This window comes from Scandinavium sp., assembly GCF_032012665.1.
Classification (GTDB): Bacteria; Pseudomonadota; Gammaproteobacteria; order Enterobacterales; family Enterobacteriaceae; genus Scandinavium.
Map to the genome: position 1 here is coordinate 328,797 of NZ_DALZVG010000001.1, position 26,579 is coordinate 355,375.

21 protein-coding genes are annotated in these 26,579 nt (G+C 57.0%); 6 read left to right on the forward strand and 15 right to left on the reverse strand.

All coding sequences use genetic code 11. From position 1 onward, the window contains the following. Positions 1 to 7 precede the first annotated feature (7 nt). The 4 genes from secD to queA are packed head-to-tail and all read right to left on the reverse strand — an operon-like array spanning position 8 to position 4,489. Complete coding sequence (secD, locus tag RTU33_RS01515) at positions 8 to 1,855, reverse strand: protein translocase subunit SecD (protein ID WP_312624807.1); 1,848 nt, start codon at positions 1,853 to 1,855, stop codon at positions 8 to 10. Between the two features lie 27 nt (positions 1,856 to 1,882). Next, the gene (yajC, locus tag RTU33_RS01520) at positions 1,883 to 2,215 is read right to left on the reverse strand and encodes a preprotein translocase subunit YajC (RefSeq protein ID WP_097161468.1); all 333 of its coding nucleotides are present in this window, start codon (positions 2,213 to 2,215) and stop codon (positions 1,883 to 1,885) included. Between the two features lie 22 nt (positions 2,216 to 2,237). After that, positions 2,238 to 3,365, reverse strand: coding sequence for a tRNA guanosine(34) transglycosylase Tgt (gene tgt, locus RTU33_RS01525; protein WP_312624810.1), 1,128 nt, complete (start codon positions 3,363 to 3,365; stop codon positions 2,238 to 2,240). A gap of 53 nt (positions 3,366 to 3,418) precedes the next feature. After that, on the reverse strand, positions 3,419 to 4,489 hold the full coding sequence (gene queA, locus RTU33_RS01530; protein WP_312624812.1) for a tRNA preQ1(34) S-adenosylmethionine ribosyltransferase-isomerase QueA: 1,071 nt from the start codon (positions 4,487 to 4,489) through the stop codon (positions 3,419 to 3,421). Between the two features lie 94 nt (positions 4,490 to 4,583). On the opposite strand from queA, the gene acpH reads away from it, so the two are divergent. Further along, complete coding sequence (gene acpH, locus RTU33_RS01535; RefSeq protein WP_312624814.1) at positions 4,584 to 5,165, forward strand: ACP phosphodiesterase; 582 nt, start codon at positions 4,584 to 4,586, stop codon at positions 5,163 to 5,165. Between the two features lie 169 nt (positions 5,166 to 5,334). Next, a complete protein-coding gene (locus tag RTU33_RS01540; RefSeq protein WP_097161464.1) occupies positions 5,335 to 5,937 on the forward strand; it encodes a peroxiredoxin C in 603 nt (200 codons plus the stop codon). 206 nt (positions 5,938 to 6,143) lie between these two features. Here the strand turns inward: RTU33_RS01540 and RTU33_RS01545 are convergent, their stop codons facing one another. From RTU33_RS01545 to RTU33_RS01555, 3 genes are read right to left on the reverse strand one after another with little or no spacing between them, the layout of a single operon-like run. Continuing rightward, positions 6,144 to 8,012 (reverse strand): amidohydrolase, encoded by a 1,869-nt coding sequence (locus RTU33_RS01545; RefSeq protein ID WP_312624816.1) that lies wholly within the window; start codon positions 8,010 to 8,012, stop codon positions 6,144 to 6,146. Positions 8,013 to 8,032: 20 nt separating this feature from the next. After that, entirely contained in the window at positions 8,033 to 8,578 is a 546-nt protein-coding gene (locus RTU33_RS01550; RefSeq protein WP_312624817.1) for an antibiotic biosynthesis monooxygenase, read from the reverse strand. 54 nt (positions 8,579 to 8,632) lie between these two features. Next, positions 8,633 to 9,274 carry a hydrolase gene (locus RTU33_RS01555; RefSeq protein ID WP_312624818.1) on the reverse strand — a complete coding sequence of 214 codons (642 nt, stop codon included), beginning with the start codon at positions 9,272 to 9,274 and terminating at the stop codon, positions 8,633 to 8,635. 293 nt (positions 9,275 to 9,567) lie between these two features. Between RTU33_RS01555 and RTU33_RS01560 the strand changes: the two genes are divergently transcribed. Beyond that, positions 9,568 to 10,470, forward strand: coding sequence for a LysR family transcriptional regulator (locus RTU33_RS01560; RefSeq protein ID WP_312624819.1), 903 nt, complete (start codon positions 9,568 to 9,570; stop codon positions 10,468 to 10,470). A 93-nt stretch (positions 10,471 to 10,563) separates the two neighbouring features. On the opposite strand, the gene malZ is transcribed toward RTU33_RS01560, so the two are convergent. Continuing rightward, on the reverse strand, positions 10,564 to 12,384 hold the full coding sequence (gene malZ, locus RTU33_RS01565; RefSeq protein WP_312624918.1) for a maltodextrin glucosidase: 1,821 nt from the start codon (positions 12,382 to 12,384) through the stop codon (positions 10,564 to 10,566). A gap of 186 nt (positions 12,385 to 12,570) precedes the next feature. On the opposite strand from malZ, the gene RTU33_RS01570 reads away from it, so the two are divergent. Continuing rightward, complete coding sequence (locus RTU33_RS01570; RefSeq protein WP_312624820.1) at positions 12,571 to 13,464, forward strand: LysR family transcriptional regulator; 894 nt, start codon at positions 12,571 to 12,573, stop codon at positions 13,462 to 13,464. Here RTU33_RS01570 and RTU33_RS01575 read toward each other — a convergent pair. From RTU33_RS01575 to phoB, 6 genes are all read right to left on the reverse strand, one after another. Next, a complete protein-coding gene (locus RTU33_RS01575) occupies positions 13,442 to 14,230 on the reverse strand; it encodes a substrate-binding domain-containing protein (RefSeq protein ID WP_312624821.1) in 789 nt (262 codons plus the stop codon). The genes RTU33_RS01570 and RTU33_RS01575 overlap by 23 nt on opposite strands. Further along, positions 14,227 to 15,549 (reverse strand): MFS transporter, encoded by a 1,323-nt coding sequence (locus tag RTU33_RS01580; protein ID WP_312624822.1) that lies wholly within the window; start codon positions 15,547 to 15,549, stop codon positions 14,227 to 14,229. The genes RTU33_RS01575 and RTU33_RS01580 overlap by 4 nt, the downstream gene beginning before the upstream one ends. Positions 15,550 to 15,806: 257 nt before the next feature. Then, positions 15,807 to 17,180: a proline-specific permease ProY gene (gene proY / locus RTU33_RS01585; RefSeq protein ID WP_312624823.1), complete on the reverse strand. Its 1,374-nt coding sequence runs from the start codon at positions 17,178 to 17,180 to the stop codon at positions 15,807 to 15,809. Positions 17,181 to 17,255: 75 nt separating this feature from the next. Further along, the gene (gene brnQ / locus RTU33_RS01590) at positions 17,256 to 18,575 is read right to left on the reverse strand and encodes a branched-chain amino acid transporter carrier protein BrnQ (RefSeq protein WP_312624824.1); all 1,320 of its coding nucleotides are present in this window, start codon (positions 18,573 to 18,575) and stop codon (positions 17,256 to 17,258) included. A 408-nt stretch (positions 18,576 to 18,983) separates the two neighbouring features. Beyond that, positions 18,984 to 20,279, reverse strand: a complete 1,296-nt coding sequence (phoR, locus tag RTU33_RS01595) for a phosphate regulon sensor histidine kinase PhoR (RefSeq protein WP_312624825.1) — start codon at positions 20,277 to 20,279, stop codon at positions 18,984 to 18,986. 21 nt (positions 20,280 to 20,300) lie between these two features. Then, on the reverse strand, positions 20,301 to 20,990 hold the full coding sequence (phoB, locus tag RTU33_RS01600; protein ID WP_097161456.1) for a phosphate response regulator transcription factor PhoB: 690 nt from the start codon (positions 20,988 to 20,990) through the stop codon (positions 20,301 to 20,303). Between the two features lie 173 nt (positions 20,991 to 21,163). Here phoB and sbcD point away from each other — a divergent pair, with 173 nt between their 5' ends. Both sbcD and sbcC read left to right on the forward strand, forming a co-directional pair. Continuing rightward, on the forward strand, positions 21,164 to 22,366 hold the full coding sequence (sbcD, locus tag RTU33_RS01605; RefSeq protein ID WP_312624826.1) for an exonuclease subunit SbcD: 1,203 nt from the start codon (positions 21,164 to 21,166) through the stop codon (positions 22,364 to 22,366). Next, positions 22,363 to 25,503 (forward strand): exonuclease subunit SbcC, encoded by a 3,141-nt coding sequence (gene sbcC / locus RTU33_RS01610; protein ID WP_312624827.1) that lies wholly within the window; start codon positions 22,363 to 22,365, stop codon positions 25,501 to 25,503. The genes sbcD and sbcC overlap by 4 nt, the downstream gene beginning before the upstream one ends. Positions 25,504 to 25,599: 96 nt before the next feature. On the opposite strand, the gene mak is transcribed toward sbcC, so the two are convergent. Then, positions 25,600 to 26,505, reverse strand: coding sequence for a fructokinase (gene mak, locus RTU33_RS01615; protein WP_312624828.1), 906 nt, complete (start codon positions 26,503 to 26,505; stop codon positions 25,600 to 25,602). Positions 26,506 to 26,579 lie beyond the last annotated feature (74 nt).

The window sequence follows — 26,579 nt, forward strand, 5'->3', positions numbered from 1 at the left end:
GCACTCCTCAGATAGACAGCTTGTTGATGCGTTTGCCGCCGTACAACAGGTTTACGATGGCACGGGTGCCGACGATCGCGGTAAACATGGAAGTCGCCACACCGATACCGGTGGTGATGGCGAAGCCTTTAATTGCACCGGTACCGACCGCATACAGGATGATGACTTTGATCAGCGTGGTAATGTTCGCATCGAAGATGGAGCTGAATGCGCCACGGTAACCTTCGTCAATCGCCTGCTGAACGGTACGTCCGTTGCTGAGCTCTTCCTTAATACGTTCGTTAATCAGTACGTTAGCATCGACCGCTACCGCAAGGGTTAACACGATACCCGCAATCCCAGGCATACTCAGCGTCGCCCCCGGCAGCAGCGACATGATGCCGACGATCAGCACCAGGTTCGCAATCAGCGCAGAGGTCGCGATCAGACCAAACTTCTTGTAGAAGAAGATCATGAACAGAATCGACACGACCAGACCGGCCAGACAGGCTTCCAGGCCCTGCTTGATGTTCTGCAGGCCGAGAGTTGGACCGATGGTGCGTTCTTCAACAATCTGGATTGGCGCAATCAGCGCACCGGCACGCAGCAGCAGCGAAAGCTGACGCGCTTCGTTCGGGTTGTTGATCCCGGTAATACGGAAGCTGTTGCCCAGGCGAGACTGGATATTAGCGACGTTAATCACCTCTTCCTGTTTCACCAGAACGGCACGGCCTTTCGCATCTTTCTTACCGCTGTCTTTGTACTCCACAAACAGGGTCGCCATCGGCTTACCGATGTTGTCCTTGGTGAAGTTAGACATGATGTTACCACCGGCGCTGTCGAGCGAGATGTTAACCTGCGGCTGGTTGTATTCGTCCTGGCTTGAGGTGGAATCGGTGATGTGGTCACCGGTCAGGATCACGCGCTTGTACAGCACAATCGGCTGGCCTTCACGGGTGTTTTTCACCTCAGAGTCGCCCGGTACGCGGCCTGAAGCGGCAGCAGACTGATCGACGTTGGTATTCACCAGACGGAACTCCAGGGTCGCGGTCGCGCCCAGAATTTCTTTCGCACGGGCGGTGTCCTGAATACCAGGTAGTTCCACCACGATGCGGTCTGCACCCTGACGCTGTACCACCGGCTCGGCAACGCCCAGCTGGTTCACACGGTTACGCAGGATGTTGATGTTCTGCTGTACGGCATACTCGCGCGCTTCTTTCATGCGTGCATCGGTCATCACCGCACGCAGCTGGTTGCCGCCCTGGCTTGAGATAACCAAATCACGATGGCGAGGCGCAAGATAGTCGATAGCCTGATCGCGCGCCGCGCTGTCGCGGAACGTAATGCTCAGACCGTAGTTATCGGCTTTTTGAACCGTGGTGTAGCCAATGCCCTTTTCACGCAGATCGCTGCGCAGGCCATCGATGTTTTGTTCCTGGAGTTTACCCAGCGCGGTGTCCATATCCACTTCCATCAGGAAGTGTACGCCGCCGCGCAGATCAAGGCCGAGCTTCATCGGCTCAGCTTTCAGCATAGCGAGCCAGCGCGGCGTCGCCGGAGCCAGGTTAAGCGCCACGACATACTTGTCACCCAGCAGATCGACCAGCGCTTCGCGCGCGCGCAGCTGGATGTCAGTGGAGTCGAAGCGAGCAAGAATTGCGCCCTCTTCCAGTGCCACAGACTTCGCGGTGATTTTTTCTTTTTCTAAAGTGTTCTGGACCTGGATCAGCGTTTGCTCACTGGCGGCGTTACCACGCACGCCAGTGATTTGAACAGCCGGATCCTCACCATACAGGTTGGGAAGTGCGTAAAGCAGGCCGACGAGAATCACGACGACCAGCATAATGTACTTCCACAAAGGATAACGGTTTAACACGGCAGTTCCCTTTGGGAAAACAAGAAATTACAGCGCCTTCATGGTGCCTTTCGGCAGCACGGCAGCGACGAAGTCACGCTTGATAACCACTTCGGTGGTATCGTTCAGCGCGATAGCGATGTAGCCCGCTTCAGCAACTTTGGTTACGCGACCAACCAGACCGCCGTTGGTCAGCACTTCATCACCTTTAGCGATGGAGTCCATCAGCTTTTTATGCTCTTTGGTACGCTTCTGCTGTGGGCGCAGGATCATGAAGTAGAAAATCAGACCGAACACCACCAGCATCAGGATCAGAGACATCGGGCTGCTTTGGCCCGGTGCACCGGTAGCGGCTACCGCATCAGAAATAAAAAAGCTCATTGAATTTCCCTCATTATTAAAATTAATCAACGTTTAAAGGCGGAACATCCCGACCCTGGCGTTGGTAAAACTCCGTCACAAAGCTCTCTAATTTACCCTCTTCGATAGCCTTGCGTAAACCAGCCATTAAGCGCTGATAGTAGCGAAGATTATGGATGGTATTGAGACGCGCGCCCAAAATCTCGTTGCAACGATCGAGATGATGCAAATAAGCGCGTGAATAATGGCGACAGGTGTAGCAATCGCACTCTGCGTCGAGTGGGCTGGTGTCGCTTTTATGCTTCGCATTACGGATTTTCACCACGCCGTCGGTGACAAACAGGTGACCGTTGCGGGCATTACGCGTTGGCATCACGCAGTCGAACATATCGATACCGCGACGAACGCCTTCCACCAGGTCTTCCGGCTTGCCCACTCCCATCAGGTATCGTGGTTTGTCTGCCGGGATTTGCGGGCAAACATGCTCAAGAATGCGGTGCATGTCTTCCTTCGGCTCGCCGACAGCCAGGCCGCCGACAGCGTAGCCATCAAAGCCAATCTCCACCAGACCTTTCACGGAGATATCACGTAAATCTTCGTAAACGCTGCCCTGAATAATACCGAACAGCGCGTTTTTATTCTCAAGCGAATCAAAACGATCGCGGCTTCGTTTCGCCCAGCGCAGGGACATTTCCATTGAGCGCTTAGCGTAATCCCAGTCCGCCGGGTACGGCGTACATTCGTCAAAGATCATGACGATGTCAGAACCGAGATCGTACTGAATCTCCATGGATTTTTCCGGATCGAGGAAAATCGGATCGCCGTTGATCGGGTTGCGGAAGTGCACGCCCTCTTCCGTGATCTTACGGATGTCGCCGAGGCTGAACACCTGGAAGCCGCCGGAGTCGGTGAGGATCGGGCCTTTCCACTGCATAAAATCGTGGAGATCGCCGTGCAGCTTCATGATCTCCTGGCCCGGACGCAGCCACAGATGGAAGGTGTTGCCGAGAATAATCTGTGCGCCGGTGGCTTCGACTTCTTCCGGCGTCATTCCTTTTACGGTGCCGTAGGTACCAACGGGCATAAAGGCAGGCGTTTCAACCACGCCGCGATCGAAGACCAGGCGGCCGCGGCGTGCGCGTCCGTCGGTAGTATCCAGTTCAAATTTCATTATTGCTCCAGCGTCAGAAAGACAGTCTGACGTATTAACCCAGCGCCGCGGAATTATTCCCCAACGCGTTCATGAATAGCCGACGGATTGTACGTGATGTACATGGCATCCCCGTAGCTAAAAAAGCGATATTTTTGTTCTACCGCAGACTTATAGGCGTTCATCGTGTGCTGATAACCGGCAAAGGCCGAGACCAGCATGATGAGCGTGGACTCCGGCAGGTGGAAGTTGGTCACCAGCGCATCGATCACTTTGTACTGATAGCCCGGATAGATGAAGATTTGCGTGTCGCCGAAGAACGGTTCGATGAGATCCCCCTTCGCCGCCTGCGCCGCGCTTTCCAGAGAACGAACAGACGTGGTGCCTACCGCAACCACTTTGCTGCCGCGCGCTTTCGCTGCCAGCACCGCATCCACGACTTCCTGCGGCACTTCCGCATATTCGGAGTGCATGATGTGATCTTCGATGCTGTCGACACGTACCGGCTGGAAGGTACCCGCACCGACGTGCAGCGTCACAAACGCCATCTCAATGCCTTTTTCGCGCAGTTTCGCCAGCAGAGGCTCATCGAAATGCAGACCCGCCGTCGGCGCAGCTACCGCGCCGGGCTTTTGGCTGTAGACGGTCTGGTACAGCTCGCGGTCTGAGTCTTCGTCCGGACGATCGATGTACGGCGGCAGCGGCATATGGCCGATAGCGTTGAGGATATCGAGCACCGGGCGCTCATCGTTGAACTCAACTTCAAACAGCGCGTCATGGCGAGCGACCATCGTCGCGTTGATGCTTTCATCGTCGCCCAGCAGCAGTTCCGCACCAGGCTTAGGCGCTTTCGAGGCGCGAATATGTGCCAGAATACGTTTATCATCGAGCATCCGCTCAACCAGCACTTCAATCTTGCCGCCGCTGGCCTTACGACCGAACAGGCGCGCCGGGATCACGCGGGTATTGTTAAAGACCAGCAGATCGCCAGGGTTGAGCTTCTCGAGCAGATCGGTGAAAGTACCGTGCGTCAGCGCGCCCGTTGGCCCATCCAGCGACAGCAAACGGCAGCCACTGCGCTCCGGCTGTGGGTAGTGGGCAATAAGAGATTCGGGCAGTTCAAAAGAAAAATCGGCGACGCGCATGACGGTAACTCAAGCATAATAAAGAGGCGGGTAGTCTAGTGGCAGGCTGCTTTGGCTGCAACCTGTAAGCCCTTTAAATACGGATAACGGACTCATGAACTTTCTGGCTCACCTGCATCTCGCACACCTCGCCAACAGCTCGCTGCCGGGCAATTTGCTGGCCGATTTTGTTCGCGGTAACCCGGACGATGACTATGCCCCTGATGTCGTCAGCGGTATCTACATGCATCGCCGCATCGACGTGCTGACGGATAACCTGGCAGAAGTGAAAACTGCGAAAGCGTGGTTTCGCCCGGAAACCCGCCGCGTGGCGCCCATTACGCTCGACGTGATGTGGGATCACTTCTTATCGCGGGACTGGGAAAAATTGTCACCAGAGATGTCGCTGCCCGCATTTGTTCGCCACGCTCACGCGCAGGTATCCACCATTTTGCCCGACTCGCCGCCGCGCTTTGTGAATCTCAACCACTACCTGTGGTCCGAACGCTGGCTCGAGCGCTACAGCGATATGGATTTTATTCAGAGCGTACTGAACGGCATGGCAAGCCGCCGCCCGCGTCTGGATGCCCTGCGTGATTCCTGGCAGGATCTGGACATGCATTACGCACAGCTCGAAGAAACTTTCTGGGCGTTTTACCCGCGCATGATGGCGCAGGCGAAAGCACAAGCGCTGTAAAACTTGCGCTTTCTCACAGAATCGCTAAGCTGGAACGGTTGTTAAAATAATAATTGATAGGTAAAACCTGTCTCAACGATTGTCAGCGCCTCATTGAGTCACCTGCTTCCTCTCCCTATACTGGCCCGCGTTGCGTTCCATTAACCTTATAAATTTAGAGGAGAACCTCATGGTTCTGGTAACCCGTCCTGCTCCTGACTTTACCGCCGCTGCTGTACTGGGTAACGGCGAAATCGTTGATAACTTCAACTTCAAGCAGCACACCGCTGGCAAAGCGACCGTGCTGTTCTTCTGGCCAATGGATTTCACCTTCGTATGCCCGTCTGAGCTGATTGCTTTCGACAAGCGTTACGAAGAGTTCCAGAAACGCGGCGTAGAAGTGGTTGGCGTTTCCTTCGACTCTGAATTTGTTCATAACGCATGGCGCAACACCCCTGTCGACAAAGGCGGCATCGGTGCAGTGAAATACGCGATGGTTGCGGACATTAAACGTGAAATCCAGCAGGCTTACGGCATCGAACATCCGGACGCAGGCGTTGCGCTGCGCGGTTCCTTCCTGATCGACGCGAACGGCATCGTTCGTCACCAGGTTGTGAACGATCTGCCGCTGGGTCGTAACATCGACGAAATGCTGCGTATGGTTGACGCGCTGCAGTTCCACGAAGAGCACGGCGAAGTATGCCCGGCTCAGTGGGAAAAAGGCAAAGAAGGCATGAACGCCTCTCCAGCCGGTGTTGCTAAATACCTGACTGAGAACGTCAACGGCCTGTAATCAGCGCTGATTGATGAACGAAAGGCCCGCGAATGCGGGCCTTTTTTATGTCTGGTGATTGAGGTTTCTCCCTCTCCCTAACCCTCTCCCGCAGGGAGAGGGAACTGTTCTGTGCGGTTTTCTCCCTCCCCCTCTTGAGCTGGGCTCTTTTTTCTCCCTCTCCCTTTGGGAGAGGGCCGGGGAGAGGGGATCAGGCCGCTCCGATCTCAAAAAGCAAAACAGCTGCACCCCAGCACGCCCCAGAAGGCCTGGTCATCCGATACCGGAATACCTGACTTCCGCGCAATATCATGCGAATGCCCATGCACACCACAGCTGCCGGCGCACTGATGCATCTGCACCACCGCGCCAACCTTCGCTGCGGCTGGCGGTGCGGAACGATAATGTCCGGGCACTTTCACCACCGGCGACCAGTCCGGTACGATTGGGATAGACGGCGGCGCAAGCGGGCTGAAGTGCCCGGCGGCGTACACCACCTTGCCGTCGACAATTGTCAGCACCGATTCAATGCCTTTGATCTCCTCTTCCGGCACGCGGAAGTAGTCTTTCGACAACACCACCAAATCCGCCAGCTGATCGGCAACAATACGCCCTTTTTTACCCTGTTCGCTGGAGAACCAGGCGCTGCCCGCCGTCCACAGCTCCAGCGCCACGTCGCGCGGCAGTCGGTTGTTATCGTCATACATTGCCATCCCGCCGACGGTACGGCCAGACACCAGCCAGTACAGCGCGGTCCACGGGTTGTAGCTCGCCACACGAGTTGCATCCGTACCCAGACCAACCGGCACGTCCAGTTCGAGCATTTTTGCCACCGGCGGGGTGTGTTTCACCACCTCTTTGCCGTATCTGTCGACAAAGTACTCCCCCTGGAACGCCATTCTGTGCTGCACGGCAATGCCGCCGCCCAGCGCTTTTACGCGCTCAATGTTACGCTCGGTGATGGTTTCCGCATGGTCAAAGAACCAGTGCAGGCCGTTGAAGGGAATATCACGGTTCACCTTCTCGAACACGTCAAGCATCCGACTGATGGACTCGTCGTAGGTGGCATGCAGACGGAACGGCCAGCAGTGCTCAACCAGGTGGCGCACCACGCGTTCCAGCTCGTCTTCCATCCCTTCCGGCAGATCGGGGCGCGGCTGCAGGAAGTCTTCAAAATCGGCCGCCGAAAACACCAGCATCTCCCCGGCACCATTGGCACGGTAGAAATCAGTGCCCTGCCCCGGTTTAAGCATATCAGTCCAGCGTTCGAAGTCCTCCAGCTCCTGTTTCGGACGCTGAGTGAAGAGGTTATAGGCGATACGCACCGTCATCTGATCTTTGGCGTGCAGCTCGTCGATCACCTGATAATCTTCCGGATAGTTCTGGAAGCCGCCGCCCGCGTCGATGGCGCTGGTTAACCCAAGACGGTTCAGCTCACGCATAAACTGGCGAGTGGAGTTTACCTGCATCTCGATCGGCAGCTTCGGCCCCTTCGCCAGCGTCGAATAAAGGATCATGGCATTAGGCTTCGCCACCAGCATCCCTGTCGGATTGCCGTTTTTATCACGAACGATCTCGCCGCCGGCCGGATCGGGCGTATCTTTGGTGTAGCCCACCGCCTTCAGTGCCGCACGGTTAAGCAGTGCACGATCGTAGAGATGCAGCACAAACACCGGCGTGTCCGGCGCGGCGTCGTTCAGTTCTTCAATGGTTGGCATACGGCGTTCAGCAAACTGGAACTCACTCCAGCCGCCCACCACGCGCACCCACTGCGGCGAAGGCGTACGATCGGCCTGATCTTTCAGCATGCGCAGCGCGTCGGCAAGCGACGGCACGCCCTCCCAGCGCAGCTCCAGGTTGTAGTTCAGGCCGCCGCGGATCAGGTGCAGGTGGGAATCGTTCAGGCCGGGGATCACCGTATGACCTTTCAGATCGACAATCTGCGTTCCGTCATTGGCGAAACTCATCACGCGTTCGTGAGTGCCCGCAGCGATGATCTTCCCGTTAGCTATTGCAACGGCTTCCGCCAGCGGGTTCTGTTTATCAAGCGTATGAATGTCACCGTGGGTCAGGATCAAAGTGGCGTATTGAGACATTTCAGACTCCTCAGACCGGCTCAGGCTTTTTTCAGCCAGCCGGCAAAAATTCGGGTAACGAGGGGCATCCAGAGCCAGACGACCAGTGCCACCACGCAGGCATCGTTTATCAGATGCAGCAGCAACGAGCCTTTCAGCATCGGGAACAGCGTGCCGGTGACGGCAGGCACCAGGTTCGTGCTCGGGAAAATCACCAGCAGCGTAATGAGAAACTGCTTCCAGCGTTTAGGCTGACAAACGTTTGCGGCAGGCGGGGTGAACCAGAAGGCCGCTTCGGTGCGCACCTCTGTCCGGTCGCCTTCGGTCAGCAGCGGCGTGATCTCATCCACCAGCTGCCTGCGGGTTTCGGACTGCGTCCAGGCGTAGAGATGCTCAAGCGTATCGAAACGAATAATGATGTTCCACATCCCCTGCCCGTCGGCCGGACGAATAACGTTGGCCCCAAGATGGCCGGGAAATTCCGCCGCCACGGGCATAATTTTCCCCAGCCACGCTTCGTATCGGGAGCTATCCTGCGGGTTCAGCGCATGGGTGATGACCAGCGTCACGTGTTTCTGTTGGCTCATGGCGATGGATTCCTTACGGTCGCAAAAAGGCGGGCCATCGCCCGCCGGTCAGCATTACGCTTTACGTTCAGGCGCGCCGTGCACCAGGGTATAAGCGTAGTCCACGCCCATCCCGTAAGCGCCGGAGTGTTCACGCACCAGATCCATTACTGCGTCGTAAGTGGCTTTACGTGACCAGTCACGCTGGTACTCAAGCAGCACCTGCTGCCAGGTCAACGGCACCGCGCCCGCCTGCACCATACGATCGATAGCGCGTTCATGGGCATCGACGGACGTACCGCCTGAGGTATCAGTCACCACGTAAACTTCAAAACCTTCATCCAGCGCCATCAGCGCCGGGAAGGTCAGGCACACTTCGGTCCACAGCGCGGAAATAATGAGCTTTTTGCGCCCGGTTGCCTTCACCGCTTTCACAAACGCCTCATCCTCCCAGGAGTTCATGGAAGTACGCTCAATCGGTTTGACGTCCGGATGCACGGCCAGCAGCTCTGGCCAGATATATCCACTAAAGCTTTTGGTTTCCACGGAGGTATAAAGGGTTGGCACATTAAAAATTTTGCCGGCCTTAGCCAGTGCGACGGTATTATTTTTCAGCGTCTGACGGTCAATATTCGCTACGCCAAAAGACATTTGCGGCTGGTGGTCAATAAAAATAAGCGCAGAATTTTGTGGGTCAATCAGTTCCCGGATAGACATATCACACCTTCTTAATCAATAAGTTAAAAGGCAACGGTCTAAGACTGTTGTAAACAGTTGGATCCTGAGGGAGAAAGTCAGATGAGTATAGGCGGAAATATCTAACGAGTTATTAAAGAAATTTTCCGTTTGCTGACAGCAGGCCGAAATATATTTTCGCCACACTCATTCACCCGGCAATAATTATCAGGCTTAGTCAAAAAATTGCGCCGGAGCGTTCTTATTTTTTCACTTTTATCGATAAACGGGTTCAGGGAAAATCTCAGTATTGTTTCCTCTGACGCTTTCCCACCATGCGCTTAAACCTTGATGTCTTACTGATTCTGGATGCACTGGACAAACATGGATCCTTCGCCACGGCGGCGGAATCGTTGTTCAAAACCCCCGCCGCGCTCAGCTATATGATTCAAAAGCTGGAAAGCGATCTGAATATCACGCTGTTAGATCGTTCCGGTCACCGGGCTAAATTCACCGATACGGGCAGGATGATGCTGGAGAAGGGGCGTCTGCTGCTGAACGCGGCAAAAGATCTGGAGAAACAGGCGGTGCAGGTGCACTCCGGCTGGGAGAAAGAGCTGTCAATCGCGCTGGATGACTCCTTTCCATTCAAAGCCCTGCTTCCGCTGATCGATGAGTTTCACGCCCTCAACAAACAAACACGACTCAATTTCACCCATCACACACTCGCGGGCGCGTGGGAAGAGTTGACGCATCATGGGGCGGATATGATCCTCGGCGCCATCAACGAGCCACCCACGTCAGCCGCGTGGTCGTACAAAATGCTCGGCACGCTGGATAACGTCTTTGTTGTGGCCCCTTCACACCCGCTGGCGCAGATACATATGCCACTCTCCAACGATCAGCTCTGCCTGCATCGCGCAGTAGTGATCAGCGACAGCGCCCGCAGCTGTCAGCCTATCAACAGCAATCTGATGGACGAACAGCCGCAAATTCGCGTGGATGATTTTCATTCCAAAGTCATGCTGCTGCGGGCGGGCATGGGCTGCGGTTTCCTCCCCCACCACATCGCGCGGCCGTGGCTTGAAAACGGTGAACTGGTGGAGAAAGAGGTGCTGTCGTTTCGTGAGAAGGACGTAGCCTACATGGCATGGCGCAACCATAACGATGGGCTGGCCCAGCGCTGGTGGCGGGAAGCGCTGCTGGATGAAGATGTGTTTATGCAGTTATACCATTAACATGCCGGGTGGCGGCTACGCCTGACCCGGCCTACATGAGAACATTTCCGTTGTAGGCCCGTGCAAGCGAAGCGCCGCCGGGCATCCTGGCCGCTAATTGCCGACCCACACCGACGCAGAAATAGCGGGTAGGGCTAAAACATCGTCCGCCAATGTGCCTTTGCCCTCTTTGATATGCCACTCTTTTACATCAAGCAGCGGAGAGGCTTCCAGCACGACTTCGCACGGCTCGCCCCGGTTTATCGCCACCAGCACGCGCTGCTGTTTCAGTACGCGGACGAACACCACCACATTATCCTCGGCGTAAAGAACCTGACAGCCACCGTGGCGCAGCGCCTGCGTGCGATGACGCAGCTTCGTCATCCGCTGATAGAGCGCCAGCAGATCTCTGTCCTGTTGCTCTTTATCCCACGGGAACGGCTTGCGGCAGAACGGGTCGTTGTTGCCATCAAGTCCTACCTCGTCACCGTAATAAATGCAGGGCACACCCGGCCAGGTGAACAGCCACACCACCGCCAGCGGCAAGCGCGCCACATCCTTGCCGAGCAGGGATTTAAAGCGCGCAGTGTCGTGGCTGTCCAGTTGATTAAACATCCTCAGCTGCTGCTGGTGCGACAGGCTGGCGCGGTAGTTATCCATCCACGCCATGCAGGTCTGCGCATCGATCATCTGCGGATCGTACGAGATATCGGTATTCGCGAGGAAGCCCCACAGCGGGAAGGTAAAACCGCGATAATTCATCGCCGCATCTTCCGCATCGGCCTGCAGCCACTGGCGCGCATCGCCAAAATGCTCGCCGAGAATATAGGCTTCCGGCTGCGTCTCTTTTGCCGCCCGGGTAATTCCTGTGATGTGCTGAAGGTTGTTGCGCGCCCCGCCGCCTTCGCCCAGCATATGCACCACGTCCAGCCGCCAGCCGTCCATGCTCCAGGGTGCCTTCAGCCAGTGGCGCACGATGCTGTCCTCATCGCGATAGATCTCATTGATCAGCGTTTCGGAACTGAAATCCAGCTTCGGCAGGCTGGCGTAGCCGAGCCAGTCCAGCGCTTTACCTTCTGCTGAGAAGCTATACCAGTCGCGCCAGTGTGAAGAAGAGTTGTGGCAGGCGCCATCGCTCCCACGGTTATGTCGGTCAAACCAGCTGTGCGAATCGCCGCTGTGGTTAAACACGCCGTCGAGGATAAGCCTCATTTCCTCCCGACGAGTATTGTGCCGAAGCCGCAGCAGTGCCTGGTCGCCGCCAAACTGCGGGTCAACGTGGCGGTAATCTTCGGTATCGTACTTGTGCACGCTGGGGGCGACGAACACCGGGTTCAGGTACAGCGCCGTGACGCCAAGTTTTTTCAGGTACGGCAGATTTTCGCTGATGCCGTCGAGATCGCCGCCGTAAAACGTCGATCCTCCGGCTTCTGCCGTTAAAGGATCATCCCAGCGGCGCAGCACAATATCGCGCCCGGCGGCATGGTGATAATAGACGTTGTCCTGTTCCGCGGTGCGCGGTTCACTGCGGGCGAAACGGTCGGGGAATATTTGATAGAAGACCTGATCGGCGACCCACTGCGGCCCGGTATCCGGCACGTCAACCGCAAACTGCTCCAGCCGCGCGGGTGGATACGCGCTAAAGCCCTGCGGCGTAAACCAGCGCTGACGGTTGGCCCACAGCAGCTTAAAGCTGTAGCGGCGGCGGGGCTGGCCGCGACTCAGATCGATTTCCGCACGCCAGGCGGTCACGCCCGGATGCGGCTCACTGCGCAAACGGTGCATCGGCAGCGAGATCTCCTCGTTATCCTCTTCCGCACGAAGCGTAACCTTCAGCGGCAGCGTCTCCCCGCTCAGCCACAGCGTAATCGTCAGTCGGTCCTGCTGCTGTTTAATGAACGGCGCAACAGGCAGATGCCATGCCTTCAACATCATCATTCCCCTTTGTTCAAAATGCGTTCACCATGCCACAGTCAGACGGCGTACAACTCATCATTATGGCGCTTTCTTTGGGTGGAGAGAGGGGGTGGAGAAACCGAAATAAGGCTGAAAAGTGTGAGTGCGTCGGCAAAGAGAGTTACGATACACTGTATGTTATCCAAATGTTAACTGAGACGCACCGTGCCTGATTTTGACCTCCAGGATCTGTACGCTTTTATCGCCCTGTGTGAACACGGCAGCTTTCGCTATGCGGCGGAAGCCATCTGTATTTCGCAATCGGCCCTCAGCCGCCGGATTGAAAAACTGGAATCGGCCCTTGGCGTTCGACTCTTCGACAGAACGACCCGCAGCGTCACCTTAACGCAGGTAGGCAGAACCTTTGCCCCGCGAGCCCAGCAGCTGCTGGCGGATTTCGAAGATGCGCTGACCGGCATTAGCGACAAAATGTTTTACGGCAGCGGCATTGTCACCGTGGCCTGTATCCCTTCTGCCGCCTACTATTTTATGCCCAAAGTGATCGCTCACTTTCGTCAACGCTTCGCCAGGGCCAGGATCAAACTGGTGGATACCAGCGCAGGTAACGTCTACTCCGCCGTGCAGAACCGGCAGGCCGATTTTGGGCTCAGCTTTCTTTCCAGCGGGGAATCCGATCTCACCTTTATGCCGCTGGTGGATGAAACCTATCAGCTCATTTGCCGGCACGATCACCCGCTGGCGCATCTGCCCTCCCTGAGCTGGAAAACATTTTTCGAAGCCGATTACATCTGGCTCAATAAATCGTCCGGTAACCGGCATTTGCTCGACCAGGCATTAGGCGACATTACCGCGCGCAGACCTGCGGTTTGTGAAACCCGCCATGTCACAACGATGATCGGAATGGTGGAAGCCGGGCTGGGTATTGCCGCCGTGCCGTCCATGGCGCTACCGGAAGGCGGTAACCCGGCGCTGGTGCAAAAACCGCTGACTGACCCGGTAGTAAAAAGACAGGTTGGCCTGATCAAAAAAGCGGGGACCGAACTTTCCCCGCTGGCAACCGAACTGGAGCAGATGATTATCGGCCTGTTCCGGCCTTAGCGGGCAGGGGATCAAGCCCGGTTTCGCGGACTATCGCCTGGGCCTGCGGCGAAGCAAGATAACGCAGTAAAGCACGGGCCTGGTTCTCATGTGCCGCTTTGTTAACCACCGCACCGGCAAAGCGTGTGACGTACTGAACCTGCTCAGGAATTCGCCCGACAAATTCCGCCCCTTTCACCGGCAGCAGCTCGCTAACCTGCTGGAAGCCCACGGCGTACTCTCCTTTTGCCACCAGCGAGGCGACGGGCGTTTTTTCGATCATCTTTGCTTTGCCCTGCACGTCCTGTGCAATACCGAGTCTAGTGAAAAGCTCGCTTTGTACGTAGCGTCCGCTGGCGCTGTCAGAGTAGGCTATCGATTTGGCTTTCAGCAGCGTCGCTTTGAGTGCCGCTTCGGAACGGATATCCGGCGCGGGTTCACCTGCTTTCACCACCATGCCGATGCGGGAGTCTGCCAATTCCATTCGGCTAGCTGGCGCAATTTTTCCCGCTTTTTGCAGGTTATCCAGCGCATATCCCACCATGATCACCGCATCAGCAGGCTGCCCTGCCGCCAGCCGGTTCGGAATGGCCTCCGGAGATTTCCCCATCGACGGACCATGAACAATATGCACCGTATCGCCCGTTGCCTTTTCATACTGCGGGGCCAACTTATCGAGCGCTGCGGAAAAGCCACCGGAAATCATCACCGTGATCTCTTCAGCACTGGCGCTCAGGCTAAAGGTGCCCGCAAAGGTGAGTGCCATCCAAAAGGCCAAACGTTTCATCGTGTTGCTCCTGAAGGGTGAGAGTGACGGCTGCTCCAGCCGTGAGATGAGGCTCGATGATAGAGATAGAGCGTGGCAAGCAGCGCACAGATAGCAGCGAAACTCATCCAGTATCCTGGTGCCGCTTTATCGCCGGTGTATTGAATTAACGCGGTGGAAACGGCCGGCGTGAAGCCGCCAAAAAGCGCCGTCGCAAGGCTATAGGCCAGAGAGAAACCAGCGACGCGCACTTCCCCGGGCATGATTTCCGTTAGTGCCGGGATCATCGCGCCGTTGTATATGCCATAAATAAAGGAGAGCCACAGCAGCACAATCAGCATCATGCTAAAACTCGGCGCATGGGCGAGCACGGTTAACGCAGGCCAGCTGGTGAAAATCGCCAGCAGCGTCATGGCAATCAGCACCGGCTTGCGGCCAAACCGGTCCGAAATCATGCCGCCGATCGGTAGCCAGATGAAGTTAGAAATCGCCACCAGCAAAGTGACCAGCAGGCTGTCGGAGGCGCTGAGCAGCAGGACTTTTTTGCCAAACGTCGGGGCATAAACGGTGATCAGATAAAACGCGGTGGTCGTCATTGCCACCATCAGCATGCCTGCCACCACCACACGCCAGTTTTGCAGCAGCGTACTCATCGCCTGTTTCAGCGGCAAATGGTTGTCGCGCTGTTCGTACTCCTGCGTCTCCGTCAGCTGACGGCGCAGCATAAAGATGAACGGCACAATCAGACAGCCCACAACGAACGGGATACGCCATCCCCAGGCCTGCAGAGTGTCTGCCCCCATCATTTCATTCAGGGTAAAACCCAGCAGCGCCGCCACCATGATTGACACCTGCTGGCTACCCGACTGCCAGCTGGTGTAAAACCCTTTGCGCCCCGGCGTGGCAATTTCTGCCAGATAGACCGACACCCCGCCCAGTTCCGCACCGGCAGAGAAGCCTTGCAGCAAACGTCCACACAACACCAGCAGCGGCGCCCACAGCCCGATGGACTGATAGCCCGGCACCAGCACGATCATAAACGTCCCGGCAGCCATAATGGAGAGCGTGACGATAAGCCCCTTGCGGCGTCCAACTTTGTCGATCCACGCCCCCAGGACAACCGCCCCAATCGGGCGCATCAGGAAGCCTGCGCCAAACACCGCGAAGGTCATCATCAGCGAAGCAAATTCGCTTTCTGCCGGAAAAAAGGTGTGGGCAATATAGGTGGCGTAAAAGCCAAACAGGAAGAAGTCGAACTGCTCAAGGAAGTTGCCCGACGTCACGCGCAGAATGGCCATCGCCCTGGCGCGGAATGCAGTAGTTTCAGTGGTGACAGGCATCTCGCCCTCCATGATTAACAAATCAGTTAACATATTTAACTTTTTATCAACCATGAGGATGCGTGAAAGTGCGCGACTGAATAAGTGCATTTACCGCATCTGTTAATGCGTCAGACGCATTAATGCCGGAGAAGACGAGTCACCATGCACAAATTGCTCATATATGAGCAGGGAATCGCTTAACGCGTTTTGTGATTTCTCACACGTTTGAACCAGAAGGGAAACCCGGCAGCAGAACGCCGCCGGGCTTAAAAAGATTACTGCGCGAAAGCCCGCTGGCGCTCGCGACGAACCTTAAACTGCCAGCCAATCAGCAGCAGCACAATCCACGCGAAGCCGACGTAAAGCGAAATACGGGTATCCGGATGCCAGCCAATCAGCACAATGATAAAGACCAGGAACAGCAGACCGACAACGGTGGTAAATACGCCGCCAGGCACCCTGAATTTAAGATTCTTCACTTCTTCCGGCGACAGGCGACGACGGAAGGCAATTTGCGACAGCAGGATCATGATCCACACCCAGACGGTGGCGAACGTCGCGAGCGATGCAATCACCAGGAAGACGTTTTCGGGCATGATGTAGTTCAGGTAGACCGCCAGCAGCAGAGCAATGGTCATCACCGCCACCGTCACCCACGGCACGCCGCGACGCGAGGTTTTGGCGAACACCTTCGGCGCGCTGCCCTGCTCCGCCATGCCGTGCAGCATGCGCCCCACGCCGAAGACGTCAGAGTTAATCGCGGAAAGCGAAGCCGTCAGCACCACGAAGTTCAGGATGCTGGCCGCAAAAGTAATGCCCATATGCTGGAAGGTCATCACGAACGGGCTGCCGTTGGTGCCGACCTGGTTCCACGGGTAAATCGACATGATCACAAACAGCGTGCCCACATAGAACACCAGAATACGCATGGGTACCGAATTGATAGCGCGCGGAATAGATTTCTCCGGGTCTTTCGCCTCACCGGCAGTAATGCCGATGATTTCAATCCCGCCGTAGGCGAACATCACCATCTGCAAGGACATCACCATCCCGATCCAGCCGTTGCTGAAGAAGCCACCATTGCTCCAGAGGTTGTGAATACCCGTCGGCTGCCCGCCGTTGCCGATCCCCCAGATGATGATGCCAAACCCGGCAACGATCATCACGATGATGGTGGCGACCTTAAAGAACGAAAACCAGAATTCCAGCTCGCCGAAGACCTTCACGCTCATCAGGTTAATGGCACAAATCAGCAGCACCACGCTCAGCACCCAAATCCAGTGCGGCACCGCCGGGAACCAGACGCCCATGTAGATGCCGAACGCCGTGACGTCAGCAATGGCGACAATCAGGATTTCAAAGCAGTAGGTCCAGCCGGTGATGTAGCCTGCAAGCGGGCCTAAGTTTTCCTGCGCGTAGCGGGAAAAAGAGCTGGCAGACGGGTTGTGCACCGACATTTCGCCGAGCGCACGCATGATGATGTAAGCGGCCACGCCGCCGATGAGGTACGCCAGCAGCACGCTGGGACCGGCCATTTTAATGGCGTCTGCCGAGCCATAAAAAAGACCGGTGCCGATAGCCGAACCGAGCGCCATAAAGCGGATGTGACGGGCGGTAAGCCCACGCTTTAGCTTGTTATCTGTTGCCATGAATTCCACTGCCTTAACAAAAACAAAACCACGGAGCCGATGGCCCCGTGGTTAATTTCAATCCTCGCCCGCTAATTAATGCGCGCTGGAGGTTACCTGACGACCTGCTGCGCGATCCCATCCCATCGCCAGCACGGCGGCGACAATCGTTGGCATCAGCCATGCAAGACCCTGCTGTGCCAGCGGCAGATGCGCGGTCCAGCCGGGAAGGATATCAGCAAACACGGAGGCTTTCACGCCATCCAGCAAGCCGAACACCAGGCTGATGAACATTGCCGGGGCGATCACGCGGGTCGAATTATGCCACCAACCGCGGGTAAAGCTTAATACTACCAGTGCAATACATGGCGGATAAATCGCGGTGAGCACCGGAATGGAAATCTGAATCAGGTGGCTCAGGCCCAGATTGGACACCACCATCGAGAAGATGCCAAGGATGAAGACCAGCGTTTTGTAAGAAAGCGGCAGGTACTGAGAGAAGAACTCTGCGCATGCTGTGGTCAGGCCCACCGCAGTCACCATACAGGCCAGGAAGATCAGCGCCGCCAGCAGGAAGCTGCCTGCGCCACCAAAGGTGTGCTGAACGTACGCGTGCAGAATAGTTGCGCCGTTGGCGTTCTGATCGACAAGCGATGCGCTGTCGGAACCCAGACGGAACAGCGCCAAGTACAGCAGCGTCAGGCCAACGCCCGCCATCAGGCCCGCCCACACGGTATAACGGGTCAGCAGGCGCGCTTCACTCACGCCACGGGAGCGTGCGGCATTCACGATAACAATGCCGAACACCATCGCACCGAGGGTATCCATCGTCAGATAGCCATTAACGAAACCGTTAGAGAACGGCGCAGTCTGATAGGCTTCCAGCGCTTGGCTGATTGGGCCCACAGGCCACATGATGGCCGCCACGGCCAGTACCACCAGGGCAATGATTTTCAGCGGAGCCAGGAAGTTGCCAACGGTATCCAGCAGTTTGCCCGGATAGAGGGAAACCAGAATCACCAGCGCAAAATAGACAAGGCTGTAGAGGAACAGCGGCAGCGCGCCATCACCGGTCAGCGGGGCGATCCCCACTTCGAAAGAAACCGTTGCGGTGCGCGGCGTGGCGAACAACGGCCCCACAGCCAGATAGCACACCACTGCCAGCAGAACGCCCGCCACTTTACCAATCGGGGTACTGAGGTTGTCTACGCCACCACCCACTTTCGCCAGCGCGATAATCGTCAGCACAGGCAGGCCCACACCAGTAATCAGAAAGCCGATCGCCGCCGTCCAGACATGTTCGCCAGCCTGCAGGCCGACCATAGGAGGGAAAATAATGTTGCCCGCGCCAACGAACAACGCAAAGGTCATAAAGCCCAACGCGATGATATCGCGAGATTTTAACTGATGGGTCATAAACTCTTTACTGCCTGTGGATGTGGTGTTGAATGTCAAAACGTCGTACTTATTCCTGCGGAACAGAACAACGGTGAAAGCGTGTCATACAGTGGGAAACACTCCCGATGTTCACGCGAAAAGAATAGTTATTGGGTTTATCGCGTGAAGGCAGTCAGACTGCGACTGCATGGGGGGCAATTTAAACGCTTATAACGTTTTAATGCAACAAGGGATCGTAAAACCAGAGGATTATAGCAACAACGAATTCGCATGTAGCATGAACAACCATATATGCGAAAAACCTCTGGCTAATCATGCGAACAAAAAAGCAGCAGACGATTAATAATTATTCGCCGTTTGGCCGACCGGAAAGATAAAAAACCGGCTTTCGCCGGTCTTTGTCAACCAATCCTTCCAGACAGCTCTTCAGGCACTTTTATTGGCAACCAAACGTTCCGGCAGCACAAAGCTAAAGCGCGTCATCTTGCCTGGAATACTTTCAATATCGAGCCGGCTGTCATGGTGATTAACCGCATGCTTCACAATCGCAAGCCCCAACCCGCTGCCGCCTGTCTGCCGGGAGCGCGCTTTATCAACGCGGTAAAAGCGTTCTGTAAGCCGGGGAATATGCTCGGCCGCAATGCCTGGCCCGTTATCTTCCACGCTGAACTGCGCTCCGTGCGGAGCACGCTGCCAGCGCACCACTATCTCCGTGCCCTCCGGCGTGTGGTTCACCGCGTTGTACACCAGATTCGACATCGCGCTGCGCAGTTGTTCTTCGCTACCCAAAGCCAGCAGCGAATCATCAATCTCAAAATGCAGAATGTGCTTTTTGTGGCTGAGGGTTTGCGCTTCACGTTCAACCACGCGCAGCATCATGGGCACATCGATACGCTCATTCAGCGCGGCCAGCGGTGCGGCCTCAATGCGCGACAGCGTTAACAGCTGACGCACCAGCCCTTCCATGCGCTGCGTCTGCTCACGCATAGTGTGCAGCGCTTTTTCGCGCGGTGCGCCCTCCAGCGTTTGCTCCTGCATCATCTCCAGATAGCCCTGCAACACCGTGAGTGGCGTGCGCAGCTCGTGGCTCACGTTGGCGAAGAAATTACGCCGCGCACCTTCCAGCTGGTGCATCTGGGTGACGTCACGCGCAACCAGCAGTAGCTGTTTTTCGCTGTAGGGCATCACGCGTATTTCCAGATGACGCCCGGTGTTGAGCACCAGATTGAGCGGTTTGGTGAAATCGCGGGATTTCAGGTAGCGGGAAAATTCCGGGTAGCGCAGCAGGTTGAGGATGTTCTGACCGCTGTCGTCCGGCCAGCGCAGGTTGAGCGTCTGCTGAGCCAGGCCGTTACACCAGAACATCGATCCCTCTTCCGTAATCAGCACCACCGCATCGGGCAACGATTCCGCCCCGCTGCGAAAGCGCTTTATCAGGCTCCCCAGCTCACGGCGACGCTTTTTATTACGCATCTGCATCTGGTGCAGACCGTAAAGCAGCGGCTCCCAGCTTCCTTTACCCGGCGGCGGCGTCATACTCCTGTCGACCCAAAGCCACCACGAAAGCTGAAGCAAATTCCAGAAATGCCAGATCAGCAGTCCGGTGACGGCCGCCAGCAGAAACCACGGCAGATAGCCGAAAAAAGCCCCGAGGATCAGGGCCGGGATACAACAGAGGATCAGCTCAAAAACCAGCCTTTTCCATGACAACCGTTCCAGCACGGGTCACACTCCAGTCAATTGTCAGAAACGGGCGGAGAAACGATAACCCGTGCCGCGGACGGTCTGCACCATCCGGTCGTGACCGCTGTGTTCCAGCGCTTTACGCAGACGGCGAATGTGCACGTCCACCGTACGATCTTCCACATAAACGTTAGTGCCCCAGACGTTGTTCAACAGCTGCTCGCGGCTGTACACGCGCTCCGGGTGCGTCATAAAGAAATGCAGGAGCTTAAATTCCGTTGGCCCCATGTCCAGCGGGTTTTCACCAGTCATGACGCGATGAGAGGACGGGTCGAGGCTCAGGCCCTGCATCTCAATCACCTCTTCAACCGCCATCGGCGAAATGCGGCGCATCACGGCTTTGATGCGCGCCACCAGCTCTTTCGGGGAAAACGGTTTGGTGATGTAATCATCTGCGCCGGTTTCCAGACCCCGCACGCGATCTTCTTCTTCACCTCGCGCGGTCAGCATGACCACTGGAATATCACGCGTCAGCGCTTCACGCTTAAGATGCTTAATAAACTGAATGCCTGAACCGCCCGGCAGCATCCAGTCCAGCAGGACTAAATCCGGCCACGGCTCATTGAGCTGATTCACGGCACTGTCAAAATCTTCGGCTTCTACAGGCTGAAAGCCATTTTGCTCCAGGACGAAGCAGACCATCTCGCGAATCGGTGCTTCATCTTCAACGACCAGAATACGTCTCGCCATTATTTATCCTGTTTATTAATCATATGCGTATCATGCGGCGTCATTATGCGTCAGATTTGTGACAGATTTATGATAGTGATTTTTTCAATTATGACACCGAAAAACACGTCATCGCCCTGATATCCGTAACCGTTTATACTTGCCGTCACGCTTTTTTGCCACAGGCCACCTTAATGCGCATCCTCCATACCTCTGACTGGCACCTTGGCCAGAACTTTTACAGTAAAAGCCGCGCCGCCGAACACGAGGCGTTTCTCGACTGGCTGCTGAACACCGCAGAGGCGCAAGAGGCAGATGCCATTATCGTGGCGGGCGACATCTTCGACACCGGTTCGCCGCCGAGCTACGCGCGCGAACTTTACAACCGCTTTGTGGTGAAGCTCCAGCAGACCGGCTGCCAGCTGGTGGTGCTGGCGGGCAACCACGACTCCGTCGCCACGCTCAACGAGTCCCGCGATATTCTGGCGTTTCTCAACACCCTCGTGGTGGCGGGCAGCGGCACACCGCCCTGCGAACTGAAACGCCGCGACGGCGAACCTGGTGCCATTCTCTGCCCGGTTCCGTTCCTGCGCCCGCGCGATGTTATCGTCAGCCAGGCGGGTGCGTCGGCGGGGGAAAAGCAGCAGCATTTATTACAGGCGATCACGGACTACTATCAGCAGCAGTATCAGCAGGCATGCGAACTGCGGGGCGAGCGCCCTTTGCCAATCATCGCCAGCGGCCATCTGACCACCGTCGGTGCCAGCAAAAGTGACGCTGTGCGTGACATCTATATCGGCACGCTTGACGCCTTCCCGGCGCAGAACTTCCCACCCGTCGACTACATCGCGCTGGGCCACATTCACCGTGCGCAAAAAATTGGCGGCACGGAGCACATTCGCTACTGCGGCTCGCCGATTTCTCTGAGCTTTGATGAAACCGGAAAAGCCAAAACCGTCAACCTGGTGCATTTCAGCGAAGGCAGGCTGGAAAGCGTGGAGCCGCTCGAGGTGCCCGTTACGCAAAAGCTGGCCGTGCTGAAAGGCGATTTCGCCAGCATCAGCCAGCAGCTGGAACAGTGGCGCGACGCCGATCCCGCCTCACCGGTGTGGCTCGATATCGAAATCACCAGCGACGAATATCTGCACGATATTCAGCGCAAAATTCAGGCACTGACGGATGATTTACCCGTCGAGGTATTGCTGGTTCGCCGCAGCCGCGAACAGCGCGAGCGCATCCTGGCAAACGAGCATCGCGAAACGCTGAGCGAACTGAAAGTCGAAGACGTTTTTGAGCGACGTCTGGCGCTGGAAGCGCTGGAAGCCCCGCAGGAGCAACGCCTGCACCAGCTTTTCGCCGAAACCCTGAGCGAGCTTTCCGGGGAGGAACAGCCATGAAAATCCTGAGCCTGCGGCTGAAAAACCTCAATTCGCTGAAGGGCGAATGGAAGATTGATTTCACCGCTGAACCGTTTGCCAGCAACGGCCTGTTCGCGATTACCGGGCCAACGGGCGCGGGCAAAACCACGCTGCTGGATGCCATTTGCCTTGCGCTGTACCACGAAACGCCGCGCCTCAGTACGCTGTCGCAGTCGCAAAACGACCTGATGACCCGCGATACCGCCGAGTGCCTCGCGGAAGTGGAGTTTGAAGTGAAAGGCGTGGCCTATCGCGCCTTCTGGAGCCAGAACCGCGCCAGAAATCAGCCAGACGGCAATCTCCAGGCCCCGCGCGTGGAGCTGGCCCGCTGTGAAGACGGCAAAATTCTGGCAGAAAAAGTCAAAGATAAGCTGGAGTTGACCGCCTCACTCACCGGTCTCGACTATGGCCGCTTCACCCGCTCCATGATGCTCTCCCAGGGCCAGTTTGCCGCTTTCCTCAATGCCAAGCCGAAAGAGCGTGCTGAGCTGCTGGAAGAGCTGACCGGCACCGAAATTTATGGCCAGATTTCGGCGAGAGTATTTGAGAAACATAAAGAAGCCAAAACCGAACTGGAAAAATGCCAGGCGCAGGCTTCCGGTATGATTTTACTGACGGAAGAGCAGCAGCAGGCGCTGCAGCAACGTTTGCAGGCGCTTACTGACGAGGAGAAACAGCACCAGGCGGAGCAGCAGCGCGTCCAGCTCTGGCAGCAGTGGCTAACGCGCGAAGCGGAAATGCAGGACGCACAGCTTCGCTCACAGACAGCGCTCGCCGCGGCACAGGATGCATTAAACGCCGCCCGGCCGCGGCTGGAAGCCCTCGCCCTGGCACAGCCCGCCGACAGGCTGCGCCCGCTGTGGCTGCGCTTTCAGGACGATCAGGCGTCGCTGACGCAAACGCAGCAAAAAATTGAAGAAGTGAATACTCGCTTACAGGCTCAGCTCACACAGCGCGGGCGGTTACGCCTGAGCGCCGAACGCCAGCACGAGGAGCTCACCGGCCAGCAAAAGGTACTCTCAGCGTGGCTTACCGAAAACGCGCGCTTCCGCCACTGGTCGAGCGAACTGACTGGCTGGCGCGCGGCCTTTAGCCAACAGGAGCGCGATGCCATACATCTGCAAGAGCTGACTCAGCGTGAGAACGAGCTCGCCCGTCAGCGTGATGCCCTGCCGCCGTCCACATTGACGCTGGATGAGGCCGCCGTGGCCGCTGCGCTCGAACAGCATCAGCGCCTGAGGCCCCTTCGTCAGCAGCTGAACACGCTGCAAGGGCAGTTTCAGCCGCTCAGCAAGCGGCGCCAGCAGCTACTCCCTCTGTTGGCCCAGCGCCAGCAGGCGCTGGAAAAAGGCGAAGCGGAGCTCGCCGCGCGTCGCCAGCAATACAAAGAGAAGCTCCAGCAGTTCAATGACGTCAGAACGTTGTGCGAGCAGGAAAAAATCATTGCCGACCTCACTGCCGAACGCGCCCGTCTGCAACCCGGTGCCCCTTGCCCGCTTTGCGGATCGGTGGAGCATCCGGCGGTGGCGGAATATCAGGCGCTCAGGCCAGGCGTGAACGAAGCCCGCCGCGACGCGCTGGAAAAAGAGGTCAACCAGATTCGTGAACTCGGCGCCAGCCTCAAGGGTGAGCTTGATGCACAACAGAAGCAGCAACAGGCCGAACAAAGCGAGCTACAGTCGATCGCCGAACAGGAGCAAGCGCTCACCTCACGGTGGAAAGCCACCGTTGACGGGCTGCAAATCACCTTAACGCCGGACGAGGATGTCAGCGGCTGGCTTAACGAACAGGAGAATCTCGGGCAGCAGTTGTATCAGCACGGGCAGCGGCTGGCGCTGGAGCGGCAAATTCAGGCGCTGAACGCCGAGCGCCGGGCTCGTGAACAGGAAGCGAAAGCGCGACTCGCGGAGCTGAGCGAAGCCCTCGCCGCATTTAGCCTGACGTTACCCTCACAAGGCGAAGGAGCCGCATGGCTGGCCTCACGCGAAACGGAAAGCCAGCAGTGGCAAAAGCAGAGCGAGCGCCAGCAAACCGTCGCACATGAACTGTCCCTTCTTCAGCCTTTGCTGGACACCCTGCCGCCTGTTTCCGGGCAAGAAACATCGGGCACAGCTACGCTTGACGGCTGGCAGCAGGTTCACCACGACTGCGTTTCGCTGGAAAGCCAGCGGCAGACGCTACAGCAGCAGGAAACGCAGGCGCGTGAACGGCTTCTGCTCGCACAGAAAGCCTTCGACGATGCGCTGGCTGCCAGCCCGTTTGCAGACCAGCCGGCCTTCCTTGCCGCCCTGCTCGACGACGAGACGCAACAACGCCTGGAGCAGCTAAAGCAGCAGCTTGAAAGCCAGCTCACGCAGCAGCAAGCGCTGGCCGCTCAGGCGCAAACCACGCTGGCGGCGCACCAGCAGCAGCGCCCGGAAGATTTACCGCCAGCGCACACCCGCGAGCAGGTGCAGGCCGCGTTAGCTCAGCTGGCGCAGCAGCTGCGGGACAACAGCGCCGCGCAGGGCCAGATTCATCAGCAGCTAAAGCAGGACGCCGATAACCGCCAGCAGCAACAGGCGTTGATGACACGCATCGATGCCGCCGCGCAAACCCTCGAAGACTGGGGCTGGCTGAACCAGCTTATCGGCTCGAAGGAAGGCGATAAGTTCCGCAAATTCGCTCAGGGCCTGACGCTGGATAATCTGGTGTGGCTGGCGAACGAGCAGCTCAGCCGCCTGCACGGGCGATATCTGCTCAAACGCAAGGCCAGCGAAGCGCTTGAGCTGGAAGTGATGGACACCTGGCAGGCCGATGCCGTACGTGATACCCGCACGCTTTCCGGTGGGGAAAGTTTCCTCGTGAGCCTCGCGCTGGCGCTGGCGCTCTCGGATCTGGTCAGCCACAAGACTCGCATTGATTCGCTGTTCCTTGACGAAGGCTTTGGCACGCTCGACAGTGAAACGCTGGATACCGCGCTGGATGCGCTCGACGCCCTGAACGCCAGCGGGAAAGTGATCGGTGTGATAAGCCACGTCGAGGCGATGAAGGAGCGGATCCCGGTGCAGATTAAAGTGAAGAAAATTAATGGGCTGGGCTATAGCAGGCTGGATAAGGTGTTTGCAGTGGAATGATATCGTGACAATGCCTGGCGGCGCTACGCTTGCGCAGGCCTACGCAACGAAAAGTAGGCCCGGTAAGGCGCAGCCGCCACCGGGCACATAACGAAATTACAAAGGCCACAGCCACGCCGCACCGCGCACGCCGCTTGAGTCGCCGTGCAATGCCTTGCGAATCGGGGTTTCACATTCGCCGCCAAAAACGAAGTGCTTCACTAAATCCGGCACTGTTTTGTACAGTCGCTCCACATTGCTCATGCCGCCGCCCAGTACAATGACGTCCGGATCCAGAATATTAACCACGTGCGCCAGCGATTTCGCCAGACGCAGCTCGTAGCGGCTGAGCGCCAGCTCTGCAACGGCATCCTGTTCTTCCACAAGACGCATGATCTCATTCCCTTTGAGCAGGCTGCCGCTTAAGCGATGGTAATCAGTAGCAAACCCGGTGCCGGAGATAAACGTTTCGATGCAGCCCTGCTTGCCGCAGTAGCATGGCACTTCAGCGCGGTAGCGCAGCTCGTCCTCATCCATCCACGGCAGCGGATTATGGCCCCATTCACCCGCCGTACCATTGCCGCCAATATGCGCCCTGCCACCCAGCGCCACGCCAGCGCCGCAGCCTGTACCGATAATCACCGCAAACACGGTTTGAGCCCCGGCAGCCGCGCCGTCGATAGCTTCCGAAACCGCCAGACAGTTAGCGTCGTTGGCCAGCCGCACTTCACGATTCAGACGCTGACTCAGATCCTTGTCGAAAAGCTGGCCGTTAAGCCAGGTCGAGTTGGCGTTTTTGACCACGCCGGTATACGGCGAAATCGAACCCGGAATGCCCATCCCCACCGTCCCGGTTTGCCCGGTTTCTTTTTCGGCCATTGCGACCAGCGTGGCAATAGTTTCAATCGTCTGCCGATAGTCGTCACGCGGCGTAGGCTGGCGATGACGGAACAGTTGCTCCCCCCGATCGCTGAGCGCAATGACTTCAGTCTTCGTTCCACCCAAATCTATTCCTATACGCACAGATGCCTCCCCGGTGCCTGATTAACAATGCAAGCATAGTGACAATTCGCTATCATGCCCGCTGAATTTAACGT